General features: G+C 71.9%; 16 protein-coding genes. 9 read left to right on the plus strand and 7 right to left on the minus strand.

Going from position 1 to position 18,676, the window contains the following annotated elements:
* Positions 1-17: 17 nt before the first annotated feature.
* From WFJ36_RS00885 to WFJ36_RS00910, 6 genes are all read right to left on the minus strand, one after another.
* Positions 18-1,229, minus strand: a complete 1,212-nt coding sequence (locus WFJ36_RS00885) for a multidrug effflux MFS transporter (protein ID WP_336642453.1) — start codon at positions 1,227-1,229, stop codon at positions 18-20.
* Positions 1,226-2,209, minus strand: a complete 984-nt coding sequence (locus WFJ36_RS00890; protein ID WP_071328103.1) for an alpha/beta hydrolase — start codon at positions 2,207-2,209, stop codon at positions 1,226-1,228. Before WFJ36_RS00890 ends, WFJ36_RS00885 begins: the two co-directional genes overlap by 4 nt.
* On the minus strand, positions 2,206-3,177 hold the full coding sequence (locus tag WFJ36_RS00895) for an alpha/beta hydrolase (protein ID WP_292788856.1): 972 nt from the start codon (positions 3,175-3,177) through the stop codon (positions 2,206-2,208). The genes WFJ36_RS00890 and WFJ36_RS00895 overlap by 4 nt, the downstream gene beginning before the upstream one ends.
* Positions 3,178-3,200: 23 nt before the next feature.
* Positions 3,201-4,160: an aldo/keto reductase gene (locus WFJ36_RS00900; protein WP_336642454.1), complete on the minus strand. Its 960-nt coding sequence runs from the start codon at positions 4,158-4,160 to the stop codon at positions 3,201-3,203.
* 8 nt (positions 4,161-4,168) lie between these two features.
* The gene (locus WFJ36_RS00905; RefSeq protein ID WP_292788862.1) at positions 4,169-5,269 is read right to left on the minus strand and encodes a zinc-binding dehydrogenase; all 1,101 of its coding nucleotides are present in this window, start codon (positions 5,267-5,269) and stop codon (positions 4,169-4,171) included.
* Positions 5,270-5,363: 94 nt separating this feature from the next.
* Positions 5,364-6,098: an SDR family NAD(P)-dependent oxidoreductase gene (locus tag WFJ36_RS00910; RefSeq protein ID WP_071328107.1), complete on the minus strand. Its 735-nt coding sequence runs from the start codon at positions 6,096-6,098 to the stop codon at positions 5,364-5,366.
* A 98-nt stretch (positions 6,099-6,196) separates the two neighbouring features.
* Between WFJ36_RS00910 and WFJ36_RS00915 the strand changes: the two genes are divergently transcribed.
* The 8 genes from WFJ36_RS00915 (at position 6,197) to WFJ36_RS00950 (ending at position 15,565) form a co-directional block, all read left to right on the plus strand.
* Positions 6,197-7,159: an aldo/keto reductase gene (locus WFJ36_RS00915; protein WP_071328108.1), complete on the plus strand. Its 963-nt coding sequence runs from the start codon at positions 6,197-6,199 to the stop codon at positions 7,157-7,159.
* Between the two features lie 815 nt (positions 7,160-7,974).
* The gene (locus WFJ36_RS00920) at positions 7,975-9,504 is read left to right on the plus strand and encodes an ABC transporter substrate-binding protein (RefSeq protein WP_336642455.1); all 1,530 of its coding nucleotides are present in this window, start codon (positions 7,975-7,977) and stop codon (positions 9,502-9,504) included.
* Positions 9,505-9,577: 73 nt separating this feature from the next.
* Positions 9,578-10,519, plus strand: coding sequence for an ABC transporter permease (locus WFJ36_RS00925; RefSeq protein ID WP_247642057.1), 942 nt, complete (start codon positions 9,578-9,580; stop codon positions 10,517-10,519).
* A complete protein-coding gene (locus WFJ36_RS00930; RefSeq protein ID WP_336642456.1) occupies positions 10,516-12,312 on the plus strand; it encodes a dipeptide/oligopeptide/nickel ABC transporter permease/ATP-binding protein in 1,797 nt (598 codons plus the stop codon). Before WFJ36_RS00925 ends, WFJ36_RS00930 begins: the two co-directional genes overlap by 4 nt.
* Positions 12,309-13,157: an ATP-binding cassette domain-containing protein gene (locus WFJ36_RS00935; protein WP_336642457.1), complete on the plus strand. Its 849-nt coding sequence runs from the start codon at positions 12,309-12,311 to the stop codon at positions 13,155-13,157. The genes WFJ36_RS00930 and WFJ36_RS00935 overlap by 4 nt, the downstream gene beginning before the upstream one ends.
* Positions 13,158-13,204: 47 nt before the next feature.
* Positions 13,205-13,792, plus strand: coding sequence for a TetR/AcrR family transcriptional regulator (locus WFJ36_RS00940; protein WP_025103887.1), 588 nt, complete (start codon positions 13,205-13,207; stop codon positions 13,790-13,792).
* A 34-nt stretch (positions 13,793-13,826) separates the two neighbouring features.
* Positions 13,827-14,501: an alpha/beta fold hydrolase gene (locus WFJ36_RS00945; protein ID WP_336642458.1), complete on the plus strand. Its 675-nt coding sequence runs from the start codon at positions 13,827-13,829 to the stop codon at positions 14,499-14,501.
* A 74-nt stretch (positions 14,502-14,575) separates the two neighbouring features.
* Positions 14,576-15,565, plus strand: a complete 990-nt coding sequence (locus WFJ36_RS00950) for a methyltransferase family protein (RefSeq protein WP_292788885.1) — start codon at positions 14,576-14,578, stop codon at positions 15,563-15,565.
* 89 nt (positions 15,566-15,654) lie between these two features.
* Here WFJ36_RS00950 and WFJ36_RS00955 read toward each other — a convergent pair whose 3' ends face one another.
* A complete protein-coding gene (locus WFJ36_RS00955; RefSeq protein ID WP_336642459.1) occupies positions 15,655-16,998 on the minus strand; it encodes an amidohydrolase in 1,344 nt (447 codons plus the stop codon).
* Positions 16,999-17,162: 164 nt separating this feature from the next.
* On the opposite strand from WFJ36_RS00955, the gene WFJ36_RS00960 reads away from it, so the two are divergent.
* On the plus strand, positions 17,163-18,605 hold the full coding sequence (locus WFJ36_RS00960; RefSeq protein ID WP_071328116.1) for a glyceraldehyde-3-phosphate dehydrogenase: 1,443 nt from the start codon (positions 17,163-17,165) through the stop codon (positions 18,603-18,605).
* The last annotated feature ends 71 nt before the right edge of the window (positions 18,606-18,676 follow it).

Below are 18,676 nucleotides of genomic sequence, written 5' to 3' on the forward strand. Positions count from 1 at the left end.
CCGTGCGACCCCCGGCCTCACTCCCGCGCGGCGGGGCGGACGAAGGCCCAGGCGGCGATCGCCGCGACGGCGGCGGCCAGGGTCATGGTGACCGCCATCGTGACGGCGTTCGTGCCCCCGATCCCGGCGGCGACCGGGGCGAGCACCGGGCCGAACAGGAACGACGACATGCCGAGCAGGGCGGACGCCGTCCCCGCCCTGGCGCCGTGATGCGCGAGGGCGAGCGTCTGGCCGTTCGGGCCGCCGAGGCCCGCGCACAGCATGAACCCGACGAGTGCCGCCACCATGCCCGCCGCCCCCGTCCCGCTGAGGGCCAGGACGAGGAAGGTCGTGGTCGCGACGAGCGTCGCCGTGACCCCGCCGAGGTAGACACGGAGGGGGCCGAACCGGCGCACGACCAGGCGGCTCGACTGGCTGCCGACGATGCTCGCGAGGGCGCCGGCGGCGAAGGCGAGGCTGAAGCTCTGCGGGCTGAGGCCGAACTCGTCCTGCAGGACGAACGACGACATCGAGAGATAGGTGAAGAACGCCACGCCCGCACCGGCGGAGGCGCACAGGACCGCGGCGAACAGCCGGTCGCCCAGCACGGCGCCGGCGTGCGCCCGCAGCACGCGGAGGCCTCCGCCGTGGCGCGCCTCCGGTCGCAGCGTCTCCGGCAGGAGGAAGACGACCACGAGCAGCAGGACGACGCCGATCCCGGCCAGCACGCCGAAGATCCCGCGCCAGTCCATGATGCGGGCGAGCTGGCCGCCCACCACCGGGGCGATGATCGGCGCGGTGCCCGAGACGAGGAACAGCAGCGAGAGCATGCGGGAGAGCTCGACCCCCTCGAACTGGTCACGGGCGATCGCCAGGCAGATCACGATGCCCGCCGATCCCGCCAGCCCCTGCAGGAAGCGGGCGACGAGCAGCAGCTCGATGTTCGGGGCGACCGCGCACACCGCGGAGAGCACCGCGAACGCCGCGACGCCGATCAGCAGCGGCAGCCGCCTGCCCAGCCGGTCGCTGAGAGGACCGGCCACGAGCTGCCCCAGACCGAGGCCGATCATGCACGCCGACATCGTCACCTGCGCCAGGGCCTCGGTCGTGCCGAGCGACGCCGCGAGCTGGGGAAGCTGCGGGAGGTAGAGGTCCATCGACAGCGGACCGAAGGCTTCCAGCATGCCGAGCACGAGCACCGCCCGCAGCGTGCCCATCCGTGCGGGCTCACCGCGCGCCGGGAGACTCATCCGCCCAGGCGAAGCACGCGGCGCAGCCAGCTCTCCCGCGCGGCCACCGCGGCCCGCGAGACCTCGGCATCGGGGGAGAAACCGGAGAAGCCGTGGTAGCCGCCCGCCCAGACGTGCAGTTCGGCCTGCCCGCCCGTGGCCCAGATCCGCGACGCGTAGGCGACGGCCTCGTCGCGGAAGGTCTCCGCGGCGCCCACCTCGATGAACGCCGGAGCGAGTCCTGCCAGATCCGTGGCCCGGGCCGGTGCCGTGTACGGCGACACGCGATCGGTGAACCGGTCGGCCCCGGCGATCGCGTCCCACGCGGTGTCGTTGTTGTTCCGGTCCCAGGCGCCGAAGCCGTCGTACTGGCGGGTCGACGGGGTCTCGTTGCGGTCGTCGAGCATCGGGCAGCCGAGGAGCTGCCCGGCCAGCCGGGGCCCGCCGCGGTCGCGGGAGAGCAGCGCGACCGCCGCCGAGAGCCCGCCCCCGGCGCTCTGCCCGGAGGCGATGATGCGGGAGGTGTCGATGCCGAGCTCGTCGGCGTGGGCGACCATCCACTCCAGCGCCGCGTAGCAGTCCTCCGCCTGCGCCGGTCCGGGGTGCTCGGGGGCGAGGCGGTACTCGACCGCGACGCCGACGACGCCGTGCCGCTCCGCGAGGTCGATGAGCTCGGCGGTGCCGAAGAAGCGCGTGCCGAGCACCATGCCGCCGCCGTGGATCGACAGCACCGCCGGGGCCGGGTCCGACGGCGCCTGCGCCGGGCGCACGACGGTGATCTCGAGGTCCGGAGCCCCGACGGGGCCGGGGATGACCCGGTCCTCCCAGGTCACGGCGCGGCCCTCGGCCTGCACGGCCATCGGCGGGATGATCGTGGCGAAGTGGTCGCGGTTGGTGTGGATCGTGTCCGCGCGCAGCGGGATGACCTCCACGAGGTCGACGAAGGCGTCGAGTCCGGCGACGAGCTCCGGGTCGTAGGGCACCGGCTCCGGCGTGCTCATGCGGCGGCCCGCCAGATCCGTCGCAGCCAGGAGGCACGGGCGGCGAGGGCGGCGCGGGTGATCTCGGCCTCCGGCATGTACATGTCGAAGCCGTGGGCGCCGCCGCCCCACACGTGCAGCTCGGCCTGTCCGCCGGTCTCCCAGATCCGGAGGGCGTACGCGGTGTCCTCGTCGCGGAACATCTCCGCCTCGCCGACCTCGATGTACGCGGGCGGGAGGCCGGAGACATCCGTCGCGCGGCTCGGCGCGGCGTAGGCCGGGGCCTCGGCGCTGAACGCGAGCTCCTCGCCGAGGACGCATGACCAGGCGAGGAGGTTCATGTCGCGCTGCCAGGTGCCGATGCCGTCGTACTGCCGACTGGCGACCGTGGTGTTGGTGTTGTCGATCATGGGGCACAGCAGCAGCTGCCCGGCCATGACAGGGCCCCGCCGATCGCGCGCCAGCAGGGCGACGGCCGCGGTGAGACCGCCGCCCGCGCTGCCTCCGCCCACGACGATGCGCGCGGGGTCGATGCCGAGCTCCGCGGCGTGGGCGTGCGTCCACACGAAGGCCGCGTAGCAGTCCTCCACGCCCGCGGGGTACGGGTCCTCCGGTGCGAGGCGGTACTCGACGTTCACGGCCACGACGCCGTGCTCCGCGACGATGTCGACGACCCGCGCCGTCTCCCACGAGCGGTGGCCGACGATCATGCCGCCGCCGTGGATGTTCACGAAGCCCGGGAGCGTCGAGGTCTCGGAACCCGCCGGTCGGAAGATCGTGACCTCGATGTCCGGGGCTCCGGGCGGGCCGGGGATGACGCGGTCCTCCCACGTGATGTCCCGGCCGGCGATCACGGTGTCGTTGTCCGGGAACATCCGGTCGACGCCGTCGCGCGGCAGGGTCTCGCGGGTGAGCGCGGGCTGCGGGTTCTTCGCGATCTCGTCGAGCACGGCCTGTACGTCGGGATCGAAGGGGACGGGGATGGTCATGGTTCTCCTCGGGTGGGACGGCGTCAGGGGCCTTCGGGGTCGACGACCCCGCGGTCGGCCCAGAAGGGCTCGACGAGACGGCGCAGCTCGGCGGCGCCGATGCGGTCGACGAGGGCGGCCGCGTCGAGGTTCGCCCGCAGCTGCGCGACGCGGGAGGCGCCGAACAGGGTCGTCGTCAGGGCGGGGTGGGTGAGGGTGAAGGCGATACCGAGCTGGGCGGGGGTCACGCCGAGGTCCTCCGCGACCGCGGTGAACGCGGGGACGTCGGCGATGATCCGCTCCCGGATGTCGCCGGGGTCGCGCCCGATCTGCCGGCCGCCGTTCACCGTCCCGGCGAGGATCCCGCCCTCCAGGCAGTCCGAGGCCTGCAGCGTGAGGCCCTGCTCCCAGAGGCGTGCGAACGGCTCGCCGTCCGGGATCGACCGGCGCGAGACGCTGTACTTGAGCTGCGCGATCTGCGGGCCGGGCACGCCTTCCGCGGCGGCGAGGTCGATCAGGGTCTGGATGCTCCCCGCCGACCAGTTGTTCACGCCCCACGCGCGGATGAGCCCGGCGTCGGTGAGGGCGGCGAGGTCGAGCACGAGGTCGCGCAGGTCGAGGTCGTCGCGGCGCAGGTCGCCGAGGATCACGAGGTCGGCGTGCTCGGTGCCCACCCGCATCAGGGCGTTCTCGAGCTGCGGGCGGAAGCCGTCGGCACCGAGGGCCTCCAACCAGAGCTTCGACGACAGCAGCCACTCCTCTCGGCGCAGCCCCGCTGCGCGCACCATCGCCGAGAAGATCACGTCGGTGAAGACGGGCGGGGCGCCGGGTGCGGAGTACACGCCCACGTCGAAGAGGTTCACCCCGCGGTCGGTGGCCTCGCGGAGGAGCGCGACCGCGTCGGCGAAGTCCATGCGGTCGTAGGTGTGCCACGAGCCCAGGGAGAACAGGGAGGCATGCAGGCCGCTGCGGCCGATCTCGCGAAGGGGGAGGGAAGTGGTCATGATGATCCTCAGAGGCTCGGGTCGATGACGGCCTTGACCTCATCGAGGTGGTGCATGTGCGCGATCTTCGCGGAGGCGTCGGCGAGCCCGACCGGGGCGCTGAACAGGTCGTCCCAGGGGAAGCGGTCGGCGAACGCCGTGAAGAAGTCGATCGCGCGGGCGTAGTCGGAGATGTCGCCGTTGAGCGACCCGACCACCGTGAGCTCCTTGCCCATGATCGTGCTGAGGGCGAAGCCGTCCCCAGCAGGGCCGGTCGAGCCGACGATCGCGACGGTGCCGCGCTGGGCGGCCATGCCGACGGCGTCCGGTCCGACGCTCGGGGCGCCCGCGAAGTCGAACACGTGGTCCGCCCCCTGGCCTCCGGTCAGCGCTAGGACCTGGTCGACGACGGGACCGTCGCGGAAGTCGACGACGGCGTCGGCGCCGAAGCGGGCGGCGAGTTCCAGGCGGGCCGCGGGAGCGCCGACGGTGATGACCTGCCCGGCACCCGCGATGGTCGCGACTGCCGTGGCGAAGATGCCGAGGGCGCCCGAGCCCTGCACCACCACGCGGGAGCCGGGGCGGATACGACCGGCCCGCTCGAACGCGCGGAGGACGGTCTTCGCGGCGCAGCCCGCCATCGAGGCCCAGGTGTCCTTGACCGCGGCCGGGAGCAGGAGCTTGGCGGCACCCGGGGTGACGTACGCGTACTCGGAGAGCCCGGCCGTCGCGAACGGCGGCACGTCCGCGCGCTGGAGGAAGCCGTAGCCGCGGCGGGAGCAGGCGACCGGTTCCCGGAGCACGACGCAGCCGTGGCACTCGCCGCAGGTGGACTCCGACCAGCCGATCCGGTCGCCGGCGGAGAGCGGGCGGCCGAGCGCGTCGCGGGTGTCGGGTCCGGTGGCCACGATCTCGCCGACCATCTCGTGGCCGAGGACCAGGGGCAGCATGCCGGGGAACGACATCCTCCCCTCCCAGATCTCGATGTCCGTGCCGCACAGCGTGGTGCAGGCGATGCGGACGAGGGCGGCGCCGGGTTCGATCTCGGCGGGCAGCGGGAGGTCCTGCAGGGTGAGCGGCTCGCCGTGCGCGGTGAGCACCGCGGCGCGGGTGGTGGTGGGGAGGGTCATGGTTCTCCAGTCGCGGGGCGGGTAGCGGGATCGAAAACGGTCCTCCGCGGTGCCCGGGAGGGGCGGAATCGATCCCGCACGGAGGGGGACGCGGTCAGACGAGGAGCTGGCCGCCATCGACGGGGACCGAGACCCCGGTGATGTGGCTGGCAGCACTGCTCGCGAGGAACAGCACGAGCGGGGTGACCTGGTCGACCTCGGCGATGGTGCCGAGCGGGATGCGCGACTCCCACGCGGCGCGGGCATCCGGGTTCGAGGCGAAGTCGGCGGTCAGGGGCGTGAGCACGGGGCCGGGGGCGACAGCGTTGACCCGCACCCCGGAGCCGGCGAGCTCGATGGCCGCGGTCCGGGTGAGCGCGTCGACCGCGGCCTTCGTGGCCTCGTAGTGCCCGAGGCCGGGGGTGGGCTGCCGGGCGCCGATCGAGGAGATGTTGACGATGGCCCCGTGGCCGGCCGTGGCGAGCAGCCCGCCGAAGACCCGCAGCATGAGGAACGTGCCGCGGACGTTGACGCGCAGAGCCGCATCGACCGCGTCGACCGCGACCTCCTGGAGTGTTCCGCCGCCGGCGACGACGCCGGCGTTGTTGACGAGGACGTCGAGTCCGCCGGCCGCGTGGATCCGTTCGGCCGCCGCCTGCACCGACGCTTCGTCGCCGATGTCGAGGGGGAGGGCGGTGGCTCCGATCTCGGTGGCGACGGCCCGGGCGGCATCGAGATCCACGTCGCCGAGGAAGACATCATCCCCGGCGGCGCGGAAGGCGGTGGCGATGCCGCGGCCGAGCCCGGAGGCTCCTCCGGTGACGAGGATACGGCGCGGGGAAGCGGTCATGGTCGTCCTCACTGACGGTGTTGCGATGGGATTCCTCCGTTATATTCTACAACCATAGAAAAACACAACCCCGTGCTGGAGACGGCGAAGGAGCCCTCATGTCCGATGTGATCTATCCCCGCAAGCCGCTGTCCCCGGGAGGCGCGACGGTGCCGCCGCTCGCCCTCGGATCGTGGAACACCTGGGATCGCATGGAGTTCGACGACGCCGTGCAGCTCATCCACCGGGCGGTCGAGCTCGACGCCGGATTCTTCGACATCGCGTACTACAACATGGGACCGCACGCCGAGAACTCCCGGACCGACATCCTCTTCGGAGAGGCCTTCCGGGCGAGCGGGGTGGACCGTTCCGACGTCGTGCTGTGCGGCAAGCTCTGGCTCTGGGACTGGCCGAACCAGGGCTTCCGTGGGCAGATCGAGGAGTCACTGGAGCGGGCCGGCCTCGACCGCTTCGACACCCTCGTGGTGGGGGACTACCTCGACGCCCCGGACGTGCCGCGGCTCGTCGCCGACGTGAACGCCCTCCTCGCGGACGGCCTGATCGACTCGTGGGGAATCAACAACTGGCGGATCGCGGACACCAGGGCGGCTCTCGCCGAGGCGGATGCGCAGGGGCTGATCGGCCCCTCGTTCGCGCAGCTCAAGTACGGCATCGCCCGACGGGCCATGGCGGAGGGTGACGCGTACGGCCCGCTGTTCGCCGACGGAACCCTCGCGCTGCAGGCCTCGGACGTGTTCGAGGGCGGGATCCTCGCCACCGGACGGATGCCCCAGCGCAAGATCGGTGCCGACGTCGGAGGTATCCGCGAGCGGATCCTCGCCGTGTACCCCGAGGTCGCACGGGTCGCGGGGGAGTTCGGGGTGACCCCGGCCGCCCTCGGCATCGCCTTCTGTCTGGCGAACCCCGCGACGGCCACCGTGCTCTTCGGTGCCTCCCGCGTCGCGCAGCTCGAGGAGAACCACGCCGCCCTCGCCCTCGCCCGCGACCACGGAGCCGAGGTCCGCGCCGCCCTCGCCGACTGCCGCGTCGACCACGCCGTCCGCCCCGACGGCACCTGGTGACCCCCGTATCTCCCCTCCCCGTGCGGGATCACTTCCGCACCTCCCGCGCGTCCCGCAGGCACGTTCCTGATCCCGCTTCGCTCGCCCCCGCGCCCCACTCCGCGTGCGGGATCAGTTCCGCACCTCGCAGGCACCCCAAGGGCCCGTTTCTGATCCCGCACGGCGTGACGTTCCCCGCGCCGATTCGAAAACGCGCCGCGCAGGGAGGGCGAGCGGCCGAATCTGATCCCGCTTCTGGTGGTGACTGTTTGTCCATCACCGGGCCCGCCGCTCGTGCGGGACCGGACCGCTCTCCGGAGCCCGGATCAGAAGGGCTCCTCGCCTCCGTGCTGGATCGGAAGTGCCCCGCGCACGCGCCGGATCAGAAATGCTCCTGGGGCCCGGGTGGGCGGTGCGTTCTTGATCCCGGGAAGGGGCACGGTGGCCCGCGGGGGTGCCCGCGTGGCCCGTTCGCGCCGTCGCTCACCCCGGTGCGGGATGAAAGGGGTGCCGAAAAGGCATCACCGAGGGGCGTTTCTGATCCGGCTGGAGGGGTGGGCGCGGTGGCGGGATCAGAAATGGGCCGCGCGGGGAGGGCAGGGGTGCGGTATTGATCCCGGTGCCCGTGCCTGCACCCGCGGGGGTGTGCGCGGGGGAGCAAGGTGCGTGCGCGCTGAGGCATCAGTCCGCGCGCCCGGGGGCGGAAACACGCTTGCGCTCTTTTTCCACGCATGTAGACTAACCAGCACGACACATCGAAGTGGCGTCGGTCCCGGTCTCCGGTCAGCGGCTCTTCGAACCTTCTTCACCACCCCCTGCACCCGAGAGAAGGAACCATGAAACGAATGCCCCTCGCGGTCGCCGCCGCCGTCGCCGCGACCCTCGCGCTCGCCGGCTGCAGCGGCGGCGGAACGCCCTCGCCGTCCGACGGCGGTGGCGCCGAAGGCCCCGACGCCCTCAACATCGGCAACTTCCTCGATGTCACGTCGTGGGATCCGTCCCTCGCCGACATCGGGTTCGACGGCCCCTACCTGTCCGCGGTGTACGACGCCCTGATCGCCCTCGACGCCGACGGCACCCCGATCCCGTCGCTCGCGACGAAGTGGACCGTGGCCGACGACGACCTCAGCATCGACCTCGACATCCGCACCGACGCCGTGTTCAGCGACGGCACGCCGGTCGATGCCGACGCCGTCGTCGCGAGCCTCGAGTACCTCAAGGCCGGCGCCCGGTCCGGTGAGGCCTACGTCAACGCGAAGGGCTTCGAGAAGGTCGACGACGACACCGTCCGCATCGCCCTCACGCAGCGCGACGACACGATCCTCTACCTGATGGGCCTCGGCCGCAGCTACGTCATGCCCCCGGCCTCCATCGAGGCGGGCACGCTCGGCAGCGACCCGGTCGGCTCCGGCCCCTATGTGCTCGACAGCGACACCAGCGTCGCGGGCGCCGAGTACCACTTCACCAAGACCGAGGACCACTGGGACGCGAAGACGTACCCGTTCGCCGAACTCGCGATCTACCCGATCACCGACGCGACCGCCCGGCACAACGCGATGCTCAGCGGGCAGATCAACGTGCAGTACGGCGACGTGGCCAACCTCGACCAGGCCGAGCAGCAGGGCTGGAACACCGCCCAGCGCGTCTCCGGGTGGGCGGGATTGGTCATCACCGACCACACCGGCGCGAAGAGCGAGCCCCTCGGCAAGCTCGAGGTCCGCCAGGCGCTGAACTACGCGTTCGATGGTGCGGCCGTCCTCGCGGCGGTCGGCAGCGGTGCGGGCGTGGCCACCAACCAGGTCTTCCCGGACGGCGGCGACATCAACGACCCCGAGCTCAACGACGCCTACGCGTTCGACATGGACAAGGCGAAAGAGCTCCTGGCCGACGCGGGGTACCCGGACGGCTTCGACATCTCGATGCCGATGTCCCCGATCTTCGAGATGTGGAAGCCGTCGGCCGAGCAAGCCCTCAACGAGCTCGGCATCACCGTCACCTGGGACAACATGCAGATGCCGGACTACCAGCTCAACGCACCCAACTACCCGATGTTCATCTCCTTCCTCGCGATGGACGGCAACGACGTGGCCACCGTCTCCCGGCAGCTGACGAGCGTGCAGTGGTTCAACCCGGAGCCCGACTACGCGAAGAACGAGGTCATCGCCCCGCTCGTCGAGAAGGTGCAGACGGAGCGCGGCGACGCGCAGACCGCCGCCATCGAGGAGCTCAACGAGGCCCTCGTCGACCAGGCCTGGTGGTCGGTCTGGTACCAGGCGAACAACATCTACTACACGGCGCCCGGCATCCAGCTGCAGCCCGTCGTGGGGATGATGTTCCCGACGCTGCGGTACATCACGCAGGGCTGAACGCCCGCCGGGGCGGTCGCCACGCGGCCGCCCCGGCACCCCTTCCCCTCCTCCTCACCCTCGAGAGGCCCCCATGCTCCTCTTCACGGCGAAGCGGGTGCTGTCCGGCATCCTCCTGCTCGTCGCGGTCTCGATCGGCACGTTCTTCCTCGCCCACCTCGCGATCAGCGATCCGACCGCCTCGCTCCTCGGGACCACGGCGAGTCCTGCGCAGCAGGAGGCGCTGGCGGCGAAGATCGGTCTGGACCGCCCCCTGATCGTGCAGTTCTGGGACTGGTTCTCCCACGCCGTGCTGCTCGACTTCGGCGTCTCGTGGCGCAACTTCCAGCCGGTCGGCGCGCAGCTCGCGGTCAAGGTCCCCGTCACGCTCTCCGTCGTGACCCTCGCGACCCTCATCACCGCGGTCATCGGCGTCGCGTTCGGCATGATCACCGGACTCCGCCCCGGCACCTGGTTCGACCGGATCATCAAGGGGATCTCCGTCGTCCTCTTCGCGCTCCCGGGGTTCTGGGTGAGCCTGGTGCTGGTGATGTGGCTGGCCGTGCAGCTCAAGTGGTTCCCCGCCGTCGGCTACGTCCCGCCGACCCAGTCCGTCGAAGGGTGGCTGCGCTCGATCACGCTCCCGGCGATCTCCCTCGCCCTGGGCGGCATCGTCGCCGTGTCGGAGCAGCTGCGCAATGCCGTGATCGCCCAGAGCCGCCAGGACTGGGTGCGCACCCTCCGCAGCCGTGGCCTGTCCGCCGCCCGGGTGAACCTGCACATCCTCCGCAACGCCTCGCCCGCCGCGCTCACGGTGATCGCCTTGATGTTCGTGGGCCTGCTCTCCGGCGCCATCGTGGTGGAGCAGATCTTCAGCCTCCCCGGTCTGGGGCAGCTCACGAACCAGTCGTCGCAGAACGGCGACATCCCCATGCTGCTCGGGATCACGGTGGTCTCCATCGTCTTCGTCGTCCTCATCAACCTCCTGCTCGACCTCGTGCTCGGCTGGATCAACCCGAAGGTGCGCGTCGCATGACCACGACAGACATCCGCGTCGCCTTCGACCGGGCAGCCCAGAAGCGCCGGTCGAGCCTGTTCCGACGCTTCCTCCGTCATCCCGGCGGCTACATCCCGCTCGCGATCTTCGTGCTCATCGTGCTCGTCGGGGTGTTCGCGCCGCTGCTGGCGCCGATGGACCCGAACCTCGTCGACCTCGCAGCCGCGAAGGCCCCGCCCTCGCCGGAGCACCTTCTCGGCGGCGACTCCACCGGCCGCGACATCCTCAGCCGCCTCATCTACGGGACGAGGACGACGCTGTGGGGTGCGCTCATCACGATCGTCACGGCGCTCGTCATCGGGGTCCCTTCGGGTGTCGCAGCCGGGTACTTCGGCGGCGTCTTCGACCGGGTCGCGACCTGGATCAGCGACGCCCTCCAGTCGATCCCCGGGATGATCATCCTCCTCGTGGTCGCCGCCGGCAGCCGCAACAACTTCGAGCTGCTGATGGTCACCGTCGGCGTCTTCATGGTCCCGGGGTACTTCCGCATCGCACGGTCGCAGACGCTCGCCGTCCGCGGCGAGGCGTACATCGACGCCGCCCGTGTGTCGGGCCTGTCGGACGCGCGCATCATCTTCCGCCACGTCATCACGGCCGTCTACCCGCCGGTCATCATCCAGACCGCGCTCACGGCGGGTATCGCCATGGGCATGCAGGCGGGGCTCCAGTTCCTCGGCATCGGCGACTCGAACGTGCCGAGCTGGGGCGCGATGATGCTCGAGGGCTTCCGGCTCATGCTCACCTATCCGCTCATGCTGCTGTGGCCCTCCGCCGCGCTCGGTCTCACGATCGCCGTCCTCGCGATCATGGGCTCCACCCTCGCCGAGCTCGTGCAGGTGCGCACGCCGCGCGCGGCCCGACGGCGGCGGCGCGGAGTGCTCGAGACCACGGACGAGGTCGCCGCGGCTCCCGCCACGGGCAGTGTCCGCCACGAGGCCCCGGCGTCGGCCCTCCGCGTCGAGAACCTGCACGTCGTCCACGCGACGCCGACGGGGGAGACCGAGGTCGTGCACGGCGTGACGCTCGACGTCGCGCCCGGGGAAGTCGTCGGGATCGTCGGCGAGTCCGGGTCGGGCAAGTCGCAGACCGTGTTCTCGGTGCTCGACCTGCTCCCCGCGACCGGCCGGGCGACCGCCGACGCGATCTGGGTCGGCGGCGCGGAGGTCACCCACGCGACGCCGAAGGAGCGCCAGGCACTGCTCGGACGCACCATCGGCTATGTGCCGCAGGAGCCGATGAGCAACCTCGACCCCTCGTACACGATCGGGCATCAGCTCATCGAGCCGCTGCGCCGGACGCACGGGCTCGGGAAGGCCGCCGCCCGGCAGCGCGCGCGGGAGGTGCTCCTGCGGGTGGGGCTGTCCGACCCCGACCGTGTGATGCGCAGCTACCCGCATCAGGTGTCCGGCGGCATGGCGCAGCGCGTGCTCATCGCCGGCGCGATCGCCGGTCGGCCGTCGCTCCTCGTCGCCGACGAGCCCACCACCGCCCTCGACGTCACCGTGCAGGCCGAGGTCCTCGAACTGCTGCGGGAGCTGCAAGCCGAGTACGGCATGGCGCTGCTCATCGTGACGCACAACTTCGGCGTCGTCGCCGACATCTGCGACCGCGTGATCGTCATGCGCGGCGGCGACATCGTGGAGTCGGGGCCCGTGGACGAGCTCTTCGCCGCGCCCACCCAGGAGTACACGCGCGAGCTCATCGCCGCGTCGCTCGACGAAGCCGAGGGCCGTGCCGCGCTCGACGGCCGGCGGACGGAGGTCCCCGCATGAACACCGCTCCGGTGAACCCCCTGCTGCAGGTGGACGACCTCGTGGTCGAGTACGGCCGGGGTCGGCACGCCTTCCGCGCGCTGCACGGCGTCTCCCTCGACATCGCCCCCGGTGAGTGTCTGGGCCTGGTCGGCGAGTCCGGATCCGGGAAGTCGACGCTCGGCAAGGCCATCCTCGGCCTCGCCCCGGTGACGGCGGGGCGCATCCGCTTCGACGGTCGCGATATCGGAGACCTCGGCCGCCGGGCCCGGCGGGCGCTCGCCGACGATGTGCAGGTCGTGTTCCAGGATCCGTACGGCTCCCTCAACCCGGCACTGACCATCGGCGACATCCTCGCCGAGCCGCTGCTGACGACGGGCATCGGGGCGAAGGCCGCCGAGAAGCGCGTGCGCGACATGCTCGACCGGGTGCGGCTGCCCTCCGCGAGCATGGACCGATACCCGAGCGAGTTCTCCGGCGGGCAGCGGCAGCGCATCGCGATCGCCCGCGCCCTCGTCCGCGGTCCGCGGCTGATCGTGTGCGACGAGCCGGTCAGCGCGCTCGATCTCACCACGCAGGCCACCATCCTCGACCTCTTCATCGAGCTGCAGCGCGACACCGGCGTGGCCTACCTGTTCGTCTCGCACGACCTCGGCGTCGTCCGGCGGGTCTGTCACCGGGTCGCCGTGATGTACCGGGGCGAGATCGTCGAGATCGGAGACGGGGAGCAGGTCACCCGCGCGCCTCGCCACCCCTACGCCGAACGCCTGCGGCTGGCGTCGCCCGTCGCGGACCCGGGGGCTCAACGGGTACGCCGGGAGCAATGGCTCGCTCTGCGGGAGGTGCCCGATGCGGCGGTACGGTAGCTCCAGGCCGGAACACGCCACACCCCGGACTCGGCCGGAAGGACGCCATGCCGAAGATCATCGACCACGACCAGCGGCGACGGGACATCGTCGAGGTGGCCAAGAGCATCATCCTGAAGGGTGGGTTCGAGGCGGCGACCATGCGCAGCATCGCCGCGGAGGCGGGCTTCGCGAACGGTGCGCTGAAGCACTACTTCCCCGGGAAGGAGAGCATCGTCGCGGCGACGTTCGAGACCATCCTGCAGCAGATGTCCGAGGGCGTGGAGGCTGCGGGGCAGGAACCGGTGGCGGCGGACGACGCGCTGCGCGGCTTCCTGCAGGCCACCGTGCCGCGCGACCCGGAGCAGATCGCCGCGGGCCGGGTGCTCCTGGCGCTCTGGGAGTACGCGATGGCGAACGAGTCGCTGGCCGAGCTCTATCGCGGACACCTGGGCTCGTGGCGAGCCTCGCTCATCGCGCGCATGGAGGCGGCCCGCGACGAGGGGTCGATCCGCGATCAGGACTACGGCCCGCTGGCGGACGAGTACATCTCCGCGGCGGTCGGGGCGACGGTCATCAACCTCATGTACCCGGACGGCGACCGCATCGCCGACTACGAGAACTACATCGACCGGTTCCTCGCGCGGCTGCGCTGAGGGCGAGGGGCCGGTCCCGAGAGGACGGCCCGTCATGACCCTTCCCCCCGAACGACCCGTGGTGTTCCTGCACGGCCTCGCCTCGCGCGGCACGCAGGACTGGCCGGACAGCGAGTGGACGGCGGTGCTCGGCGACCGGCCGCGCCGGGTCCTCGATCTGCCGGCGCACGGCGACGCCCCCGGGCTCGGCGTCGTGCCGACCTCCGCGGTGCTCGACGCGCTCGCCGACGCGATCGGCCCGGACGAGGTCGACCTCGTCGGCTACTCGCTCGGTGCCCGGCTCGCGTGGGATCTCGCACGGCACCCCGGTGTCGCGGTGCGGCGTCTCGTGCTCGGCGGCCTCAGCGCGGGGGAGCCCTTCGCGCTCGTCGACCTCTCCGCCGCGCGGGCCGCGCTCGCCGGCGGACCGGCGCCCGTCGACCCGCTGACCGGGATGATCGTGCACATGGTGAGCCTGCCCGGGAACCGCCCGGACGATCTGCTCGACCTCATCGAAGGGCTCGCGGCCGAGCCGTTCGCGCCCGAGGCCGGAGCGCCGGCGATGCCGGTGCTGCTCCTGGGCGGCGAGGACGACCCGATGGCCGCGGGCATCGACGAGCTCGCCGCGCGGCTGGCGGACGTCCGCGTGCGGCGCGTCCCCGGCGATCACCTCGTGGCCCTGCACACCGCAGCGTTCCGCGAAGCCGTGCGCGGGTTCCTCGCGGACTGAACCCCGAGACCGACGCCCGGCCTCTTCCCGTCCTTTATTTCCCACGTTCGTAGACATACCGAAAGGCATTCGCCATGACCGACACCCCCACCCCAGACGCCGCCCGCATCCTCGACATCGCCACCGGCTACATGGCCGCGAAGCAGCTCTTCCAGGCCAGCCGCATCGGGCTGTTCGCCGCCGTCGCCGCGGGCGCGGACACCGCCACGGCGATCGCCGAGCGCTGCGGGGTGAGCGAGCGGATCGCCCGGCTGCTCGCCGACGCCCTCGCCGCGAAGGGTCTCCTCGTCCGGGCGGAGGGGCGCTACGCCCTGGCGTCCGACGCCTCGGCCTACCTCACGGGGGAGGACGCGGTGATCGACCTCGCTCCGTTCCTCACGTTCCTCGACGAGATCAGCTACCCGCACTGGCTGCAGTTCGCGCACACGGTCGACACGACCGAGCCCGGCGACCTGCAGATGGACGACGCGCGGTGGGGCACGTTCATGGCCGGCGTCATGACGTACAACCGCCTGCACGCGCAGGAGTTCGGCCGGCTCGTCGACCTCGCCGGCGCGACGAAGGCCCTCGACTTCGGCGGTCTGTCCGCCGAGTTCGCCCTCGCCGTCATGGCGCGCAACCCCGAGCTGCACACCACGTTCGTCTACGCCCCGGGGTTCGAGGACGGCGTGGCCGCGGCGGTCGCGGCCGCAGGCGTCGCCGACCGGGCTGCCGTCGAGGTGGGGGACACGGCGACCGCGGCCCCCGAGGGTGCCTATGACGCGGTGTTCGCCAACCACGTCATCCACCGCTTCTCTGCGGAGGAGAACGCGCAGATCTTCCGTCGGCTCCGTGCCGCAGCGGTCGACGGCGCGACGCTGACGGTGCTCGACTTCTTCCTCGACGACGACGACGAGCAGCGTGCGCTGGACGCCCTGCACGCGGGGGAGTATCTCGTGATCGACGGCACCGTCGTGTATCCGGAGTCCCAGGTGCGCGGCTGGCTGACGGACGCCGGATGGGCGGTGCGCGACACCGTCGCCCTGCCGGGGAGCCCGCGCGTGCTTCTGGCCACCGCGGTCTGACGACCGCGGTTCGAGACTGGTCCGAGGGGGATCAGAGGCGGGCGGCATGCGTGAACATGCCGCCCGCCGTTTTCGCGGTGTTCGTGCGGTCAGTCGCGCGTGAACACCGTGCGGCCGTCGACGATCGTGCGCTCGACCTGGAGGGCGGCGAACGGGCGCCCCGGGCTGCACGGATCCTCGTCGAGCACCGTGATGTCGGCGACCTTGCCGGGCTCGAGGGTGCCCTTCCAGCTCGCGGCGCCGTCCTGGATCGCGGCGTCGGCCGTCATGGTGCGCAGCAGCCGGCGCCGCGTTGCGGCGTCGTCCGTCCGGCCGTCGGCGGCGAGGAGGGCGAGGGACGCATCGAGGCTGGGGCGCCAGTCCGGCGTGGCGATCGGGGCGTCGCTGGTCACGGTGGTCAGCGCCCCGGAGGAGAGCATCGCGGACAGCGGCCACGCGGCGGCGGCGCGGGCCTCGCCGAGCTGCACCGCCGCCCAGGAGTGCGTGTGCGCGGCGATGAGGGGCTGCACGGCGAAGCCGACGCCGAGGCGTTCCGCGCGCCGGATCTGCGCGGGGGTCGCGAGGTCGCCGTGCACGATGTGGTGGGGTCCTGGCGGCGGGGGTGTCTGGCCGTGCCGTTCCAGCGCGATCAGGAACTCCTCGATCGAGCGGTCGCCGGTGGCGTGCACCGCGATCTGGAGACCGCGACCGGCAGCCAGCGCGATCATCTGCTGGAAGGCGCTGAGCGGATCGGCGTCGCCACGCGTGAGCAGGTGCCCGGACGTCCCGTCGGGGTAGGGCTCCGACGTCCAGGCGGTGGCCATCGGCGGGATGCCGTCGGCGAAGATCTTCACGCCGGGGATCGCGAGCCAGCGGGGATCGGTCGACGGCGGCGGCACCGGGAGTCCGGCGGCGAAGTCGTCCAGGGAGCTCTCGCCGTCGATCGTCCCGAAGAGGCGCAGCAGCGTGACGCGCGAGGTCTGCGCGCCCTCCCTGTGCAGCTCCACGTACGCGTCGAGCATGTCGGTGCCGAAGCAGCCGGTCTCGCCGTCGTCCTCGCCGGGGCCGATGCCCGGCTCCGTGTAGCTCGTGACGCCGAGTTCCGCGAGCAGCGCCCACGCCCGACGCAGGGCCCCGCGTCGCTCGTCGGCCGTGGTCACGAGGCGGCCGGTCGGCTGCTCCTCGGGCGGGGTGTCGGAGAAGAACAGGTGCGGCCAGCGCGCGCCCAGCCAGGCGGCGTGGAGATGGGCGTCGTTGAGGCCGGGGATCGCGGTGCGACCGTCGAGCTGCACCACCTCGCGGGCCGGGAGGGCTTCGGCGGCGGCGTCGGTGGCGACGATCACCCCGTCCCGGACGGCGATCGCGGTGGCGACCGAATCGGTGGCGTCGACGGTGTGGATGCGGCCGCCGCGGACGAGGAGGTCGGCGTCGTCGCCGAGGAGTGCGCTGCTCATTATTCCACCAGTGTAGACGTAAAACTCGCGCGCACGGGAGGTCCTGCGCCGGCCGATTCGGCGCGTTGTTCCGCGGCTTGTACCCTGGAGTCATCCCCCGAACACCCCGGCAACCTCATGCGCGCCGGCGACCTCGGCGCGCGCTCACACATGCAAGGACGCAGATGAACGATTCCGCGGCACACCGCGACGAATGGACGGCGAGCGAAGAGCTGGCGGAGCGGATGATCCCGCTCATCGGGGCTCTCAAGCGCGAGCGCGACGTGGTCACCTCGTTGCACGGTCATCGCCTGCTCGGCCTCTCGGCCACCGGCCTCGTCGAGGTGCACGAGCGCGTGGCCCAGCTCGGACACGAGCGCCTGGCGGTCGAGGACAGCCTGGCGGTGCTCGAGGGCATCCACGCCCTGGCCCCCGGAGCCTCGTCGATCGACGTGGCCCGCCTCGTGGAAGGGCACGCGGAGAGCGGCCGCCCGCTCGAGGAGTACCTGGCCGAGACCCTGGCCCCGGCCGTCGGCGCGGTCCCGGCACCGCCGACCGACGTCGTGCTCTACGGCTTCGGCCGCATCGGCCGCCTGCTGGCCCGCATCCTCATCGCGCACACCGGCGGCGGGAGCGGGCTCCGGCTCCGCGCCATCGTCGTGCGCCGCGGCTCCGAGAACGACCTCGTCAAGCGCGCGTCGCTGCTGCTGCGCGACTCGGTGCACGGCCGCTTCGCGGGCTCGGTCACGGTGGACGAGGACGCCGAGCAGATCATCGCCAACGGCACGCGCATCCAGGTCATCTACTCCGACGACCCGGCCGCCGTCGACTACACGGCCTACGGCATCGACGACGCGATCGTCGTCGACAACACCGGCCGCTGGCGTGACGAGGCGGGGCTCTCCCAGCACCTCCGCGCGAAGGGCGTCGCCCGCGTGCTGCTGACCGCGCCCGGCAAGGGCCCGCTGAAGAACATCGTGCAGGGCATCAACGACGACACGATCACCGACGAGGACCGCATCGTCTCGGCGGCGTCGTGCACGACCAACGCCATCACCCCGGTGCTCGCCGCGATCGACGAGGCGTTCGGTGTGGTGAAGGGCCACGTCGAGACCGTGCACTCGTTCACGAACGACCAGAACCTCATCGACAACTTCCACAAGGGCGACCGCCGCGGACGCTCCGCCGTGCTGAACATGGTCATCACCGAGACCGGGGCGGCGAAGGCCGTGGCCAAGGCCCTGCCGCAGCTGGAGGGCAAGCTCACGGGCAGCGCGATCCGCGTCCCCACGCCGGACGTCTCACTCGCGGTGCTGCACCTCACGCTGGAGCGCCCCGCCACCAAGGACCAGGTCAACGACTACCTGCGCCGGGTGTCGCTGCACTCGAAGCTCCGGCAGCAGATCGACTACGTGGAGAGCCCCGAGGTGGTCTCCACGGACTTCGTCGGCTCGCACCGCGCGGGCATCGTCGACGGCCTGGCCACGATCGCCGACGAGGACACCCTCATCCTCTACGTCTGGTATGACAACGAGTTCGGCTACTCCTGCCAGGTGATCCGGGTGCTGGAGACCATGGCGGGGTCGCACCCCGTCGTCCTCCCCACCCGCCGCGAAGTCACCCTCTGACTCCCGACCCACCCCCTTCCGCTCGACCCGGCCCCCTGCGCGCGCACGCAACGGGCCGGGGCACGCGAAAG

This window comes from Microbacterium sp. MMO-113 (assembly GCF_037148555.1).
In the GTDB taxonomy this organism is placed as follows: Bacteria; Actinomycetota; Actinomycetes; order Actinomycetales; family Microbacteriaceae; genus Microbacterium.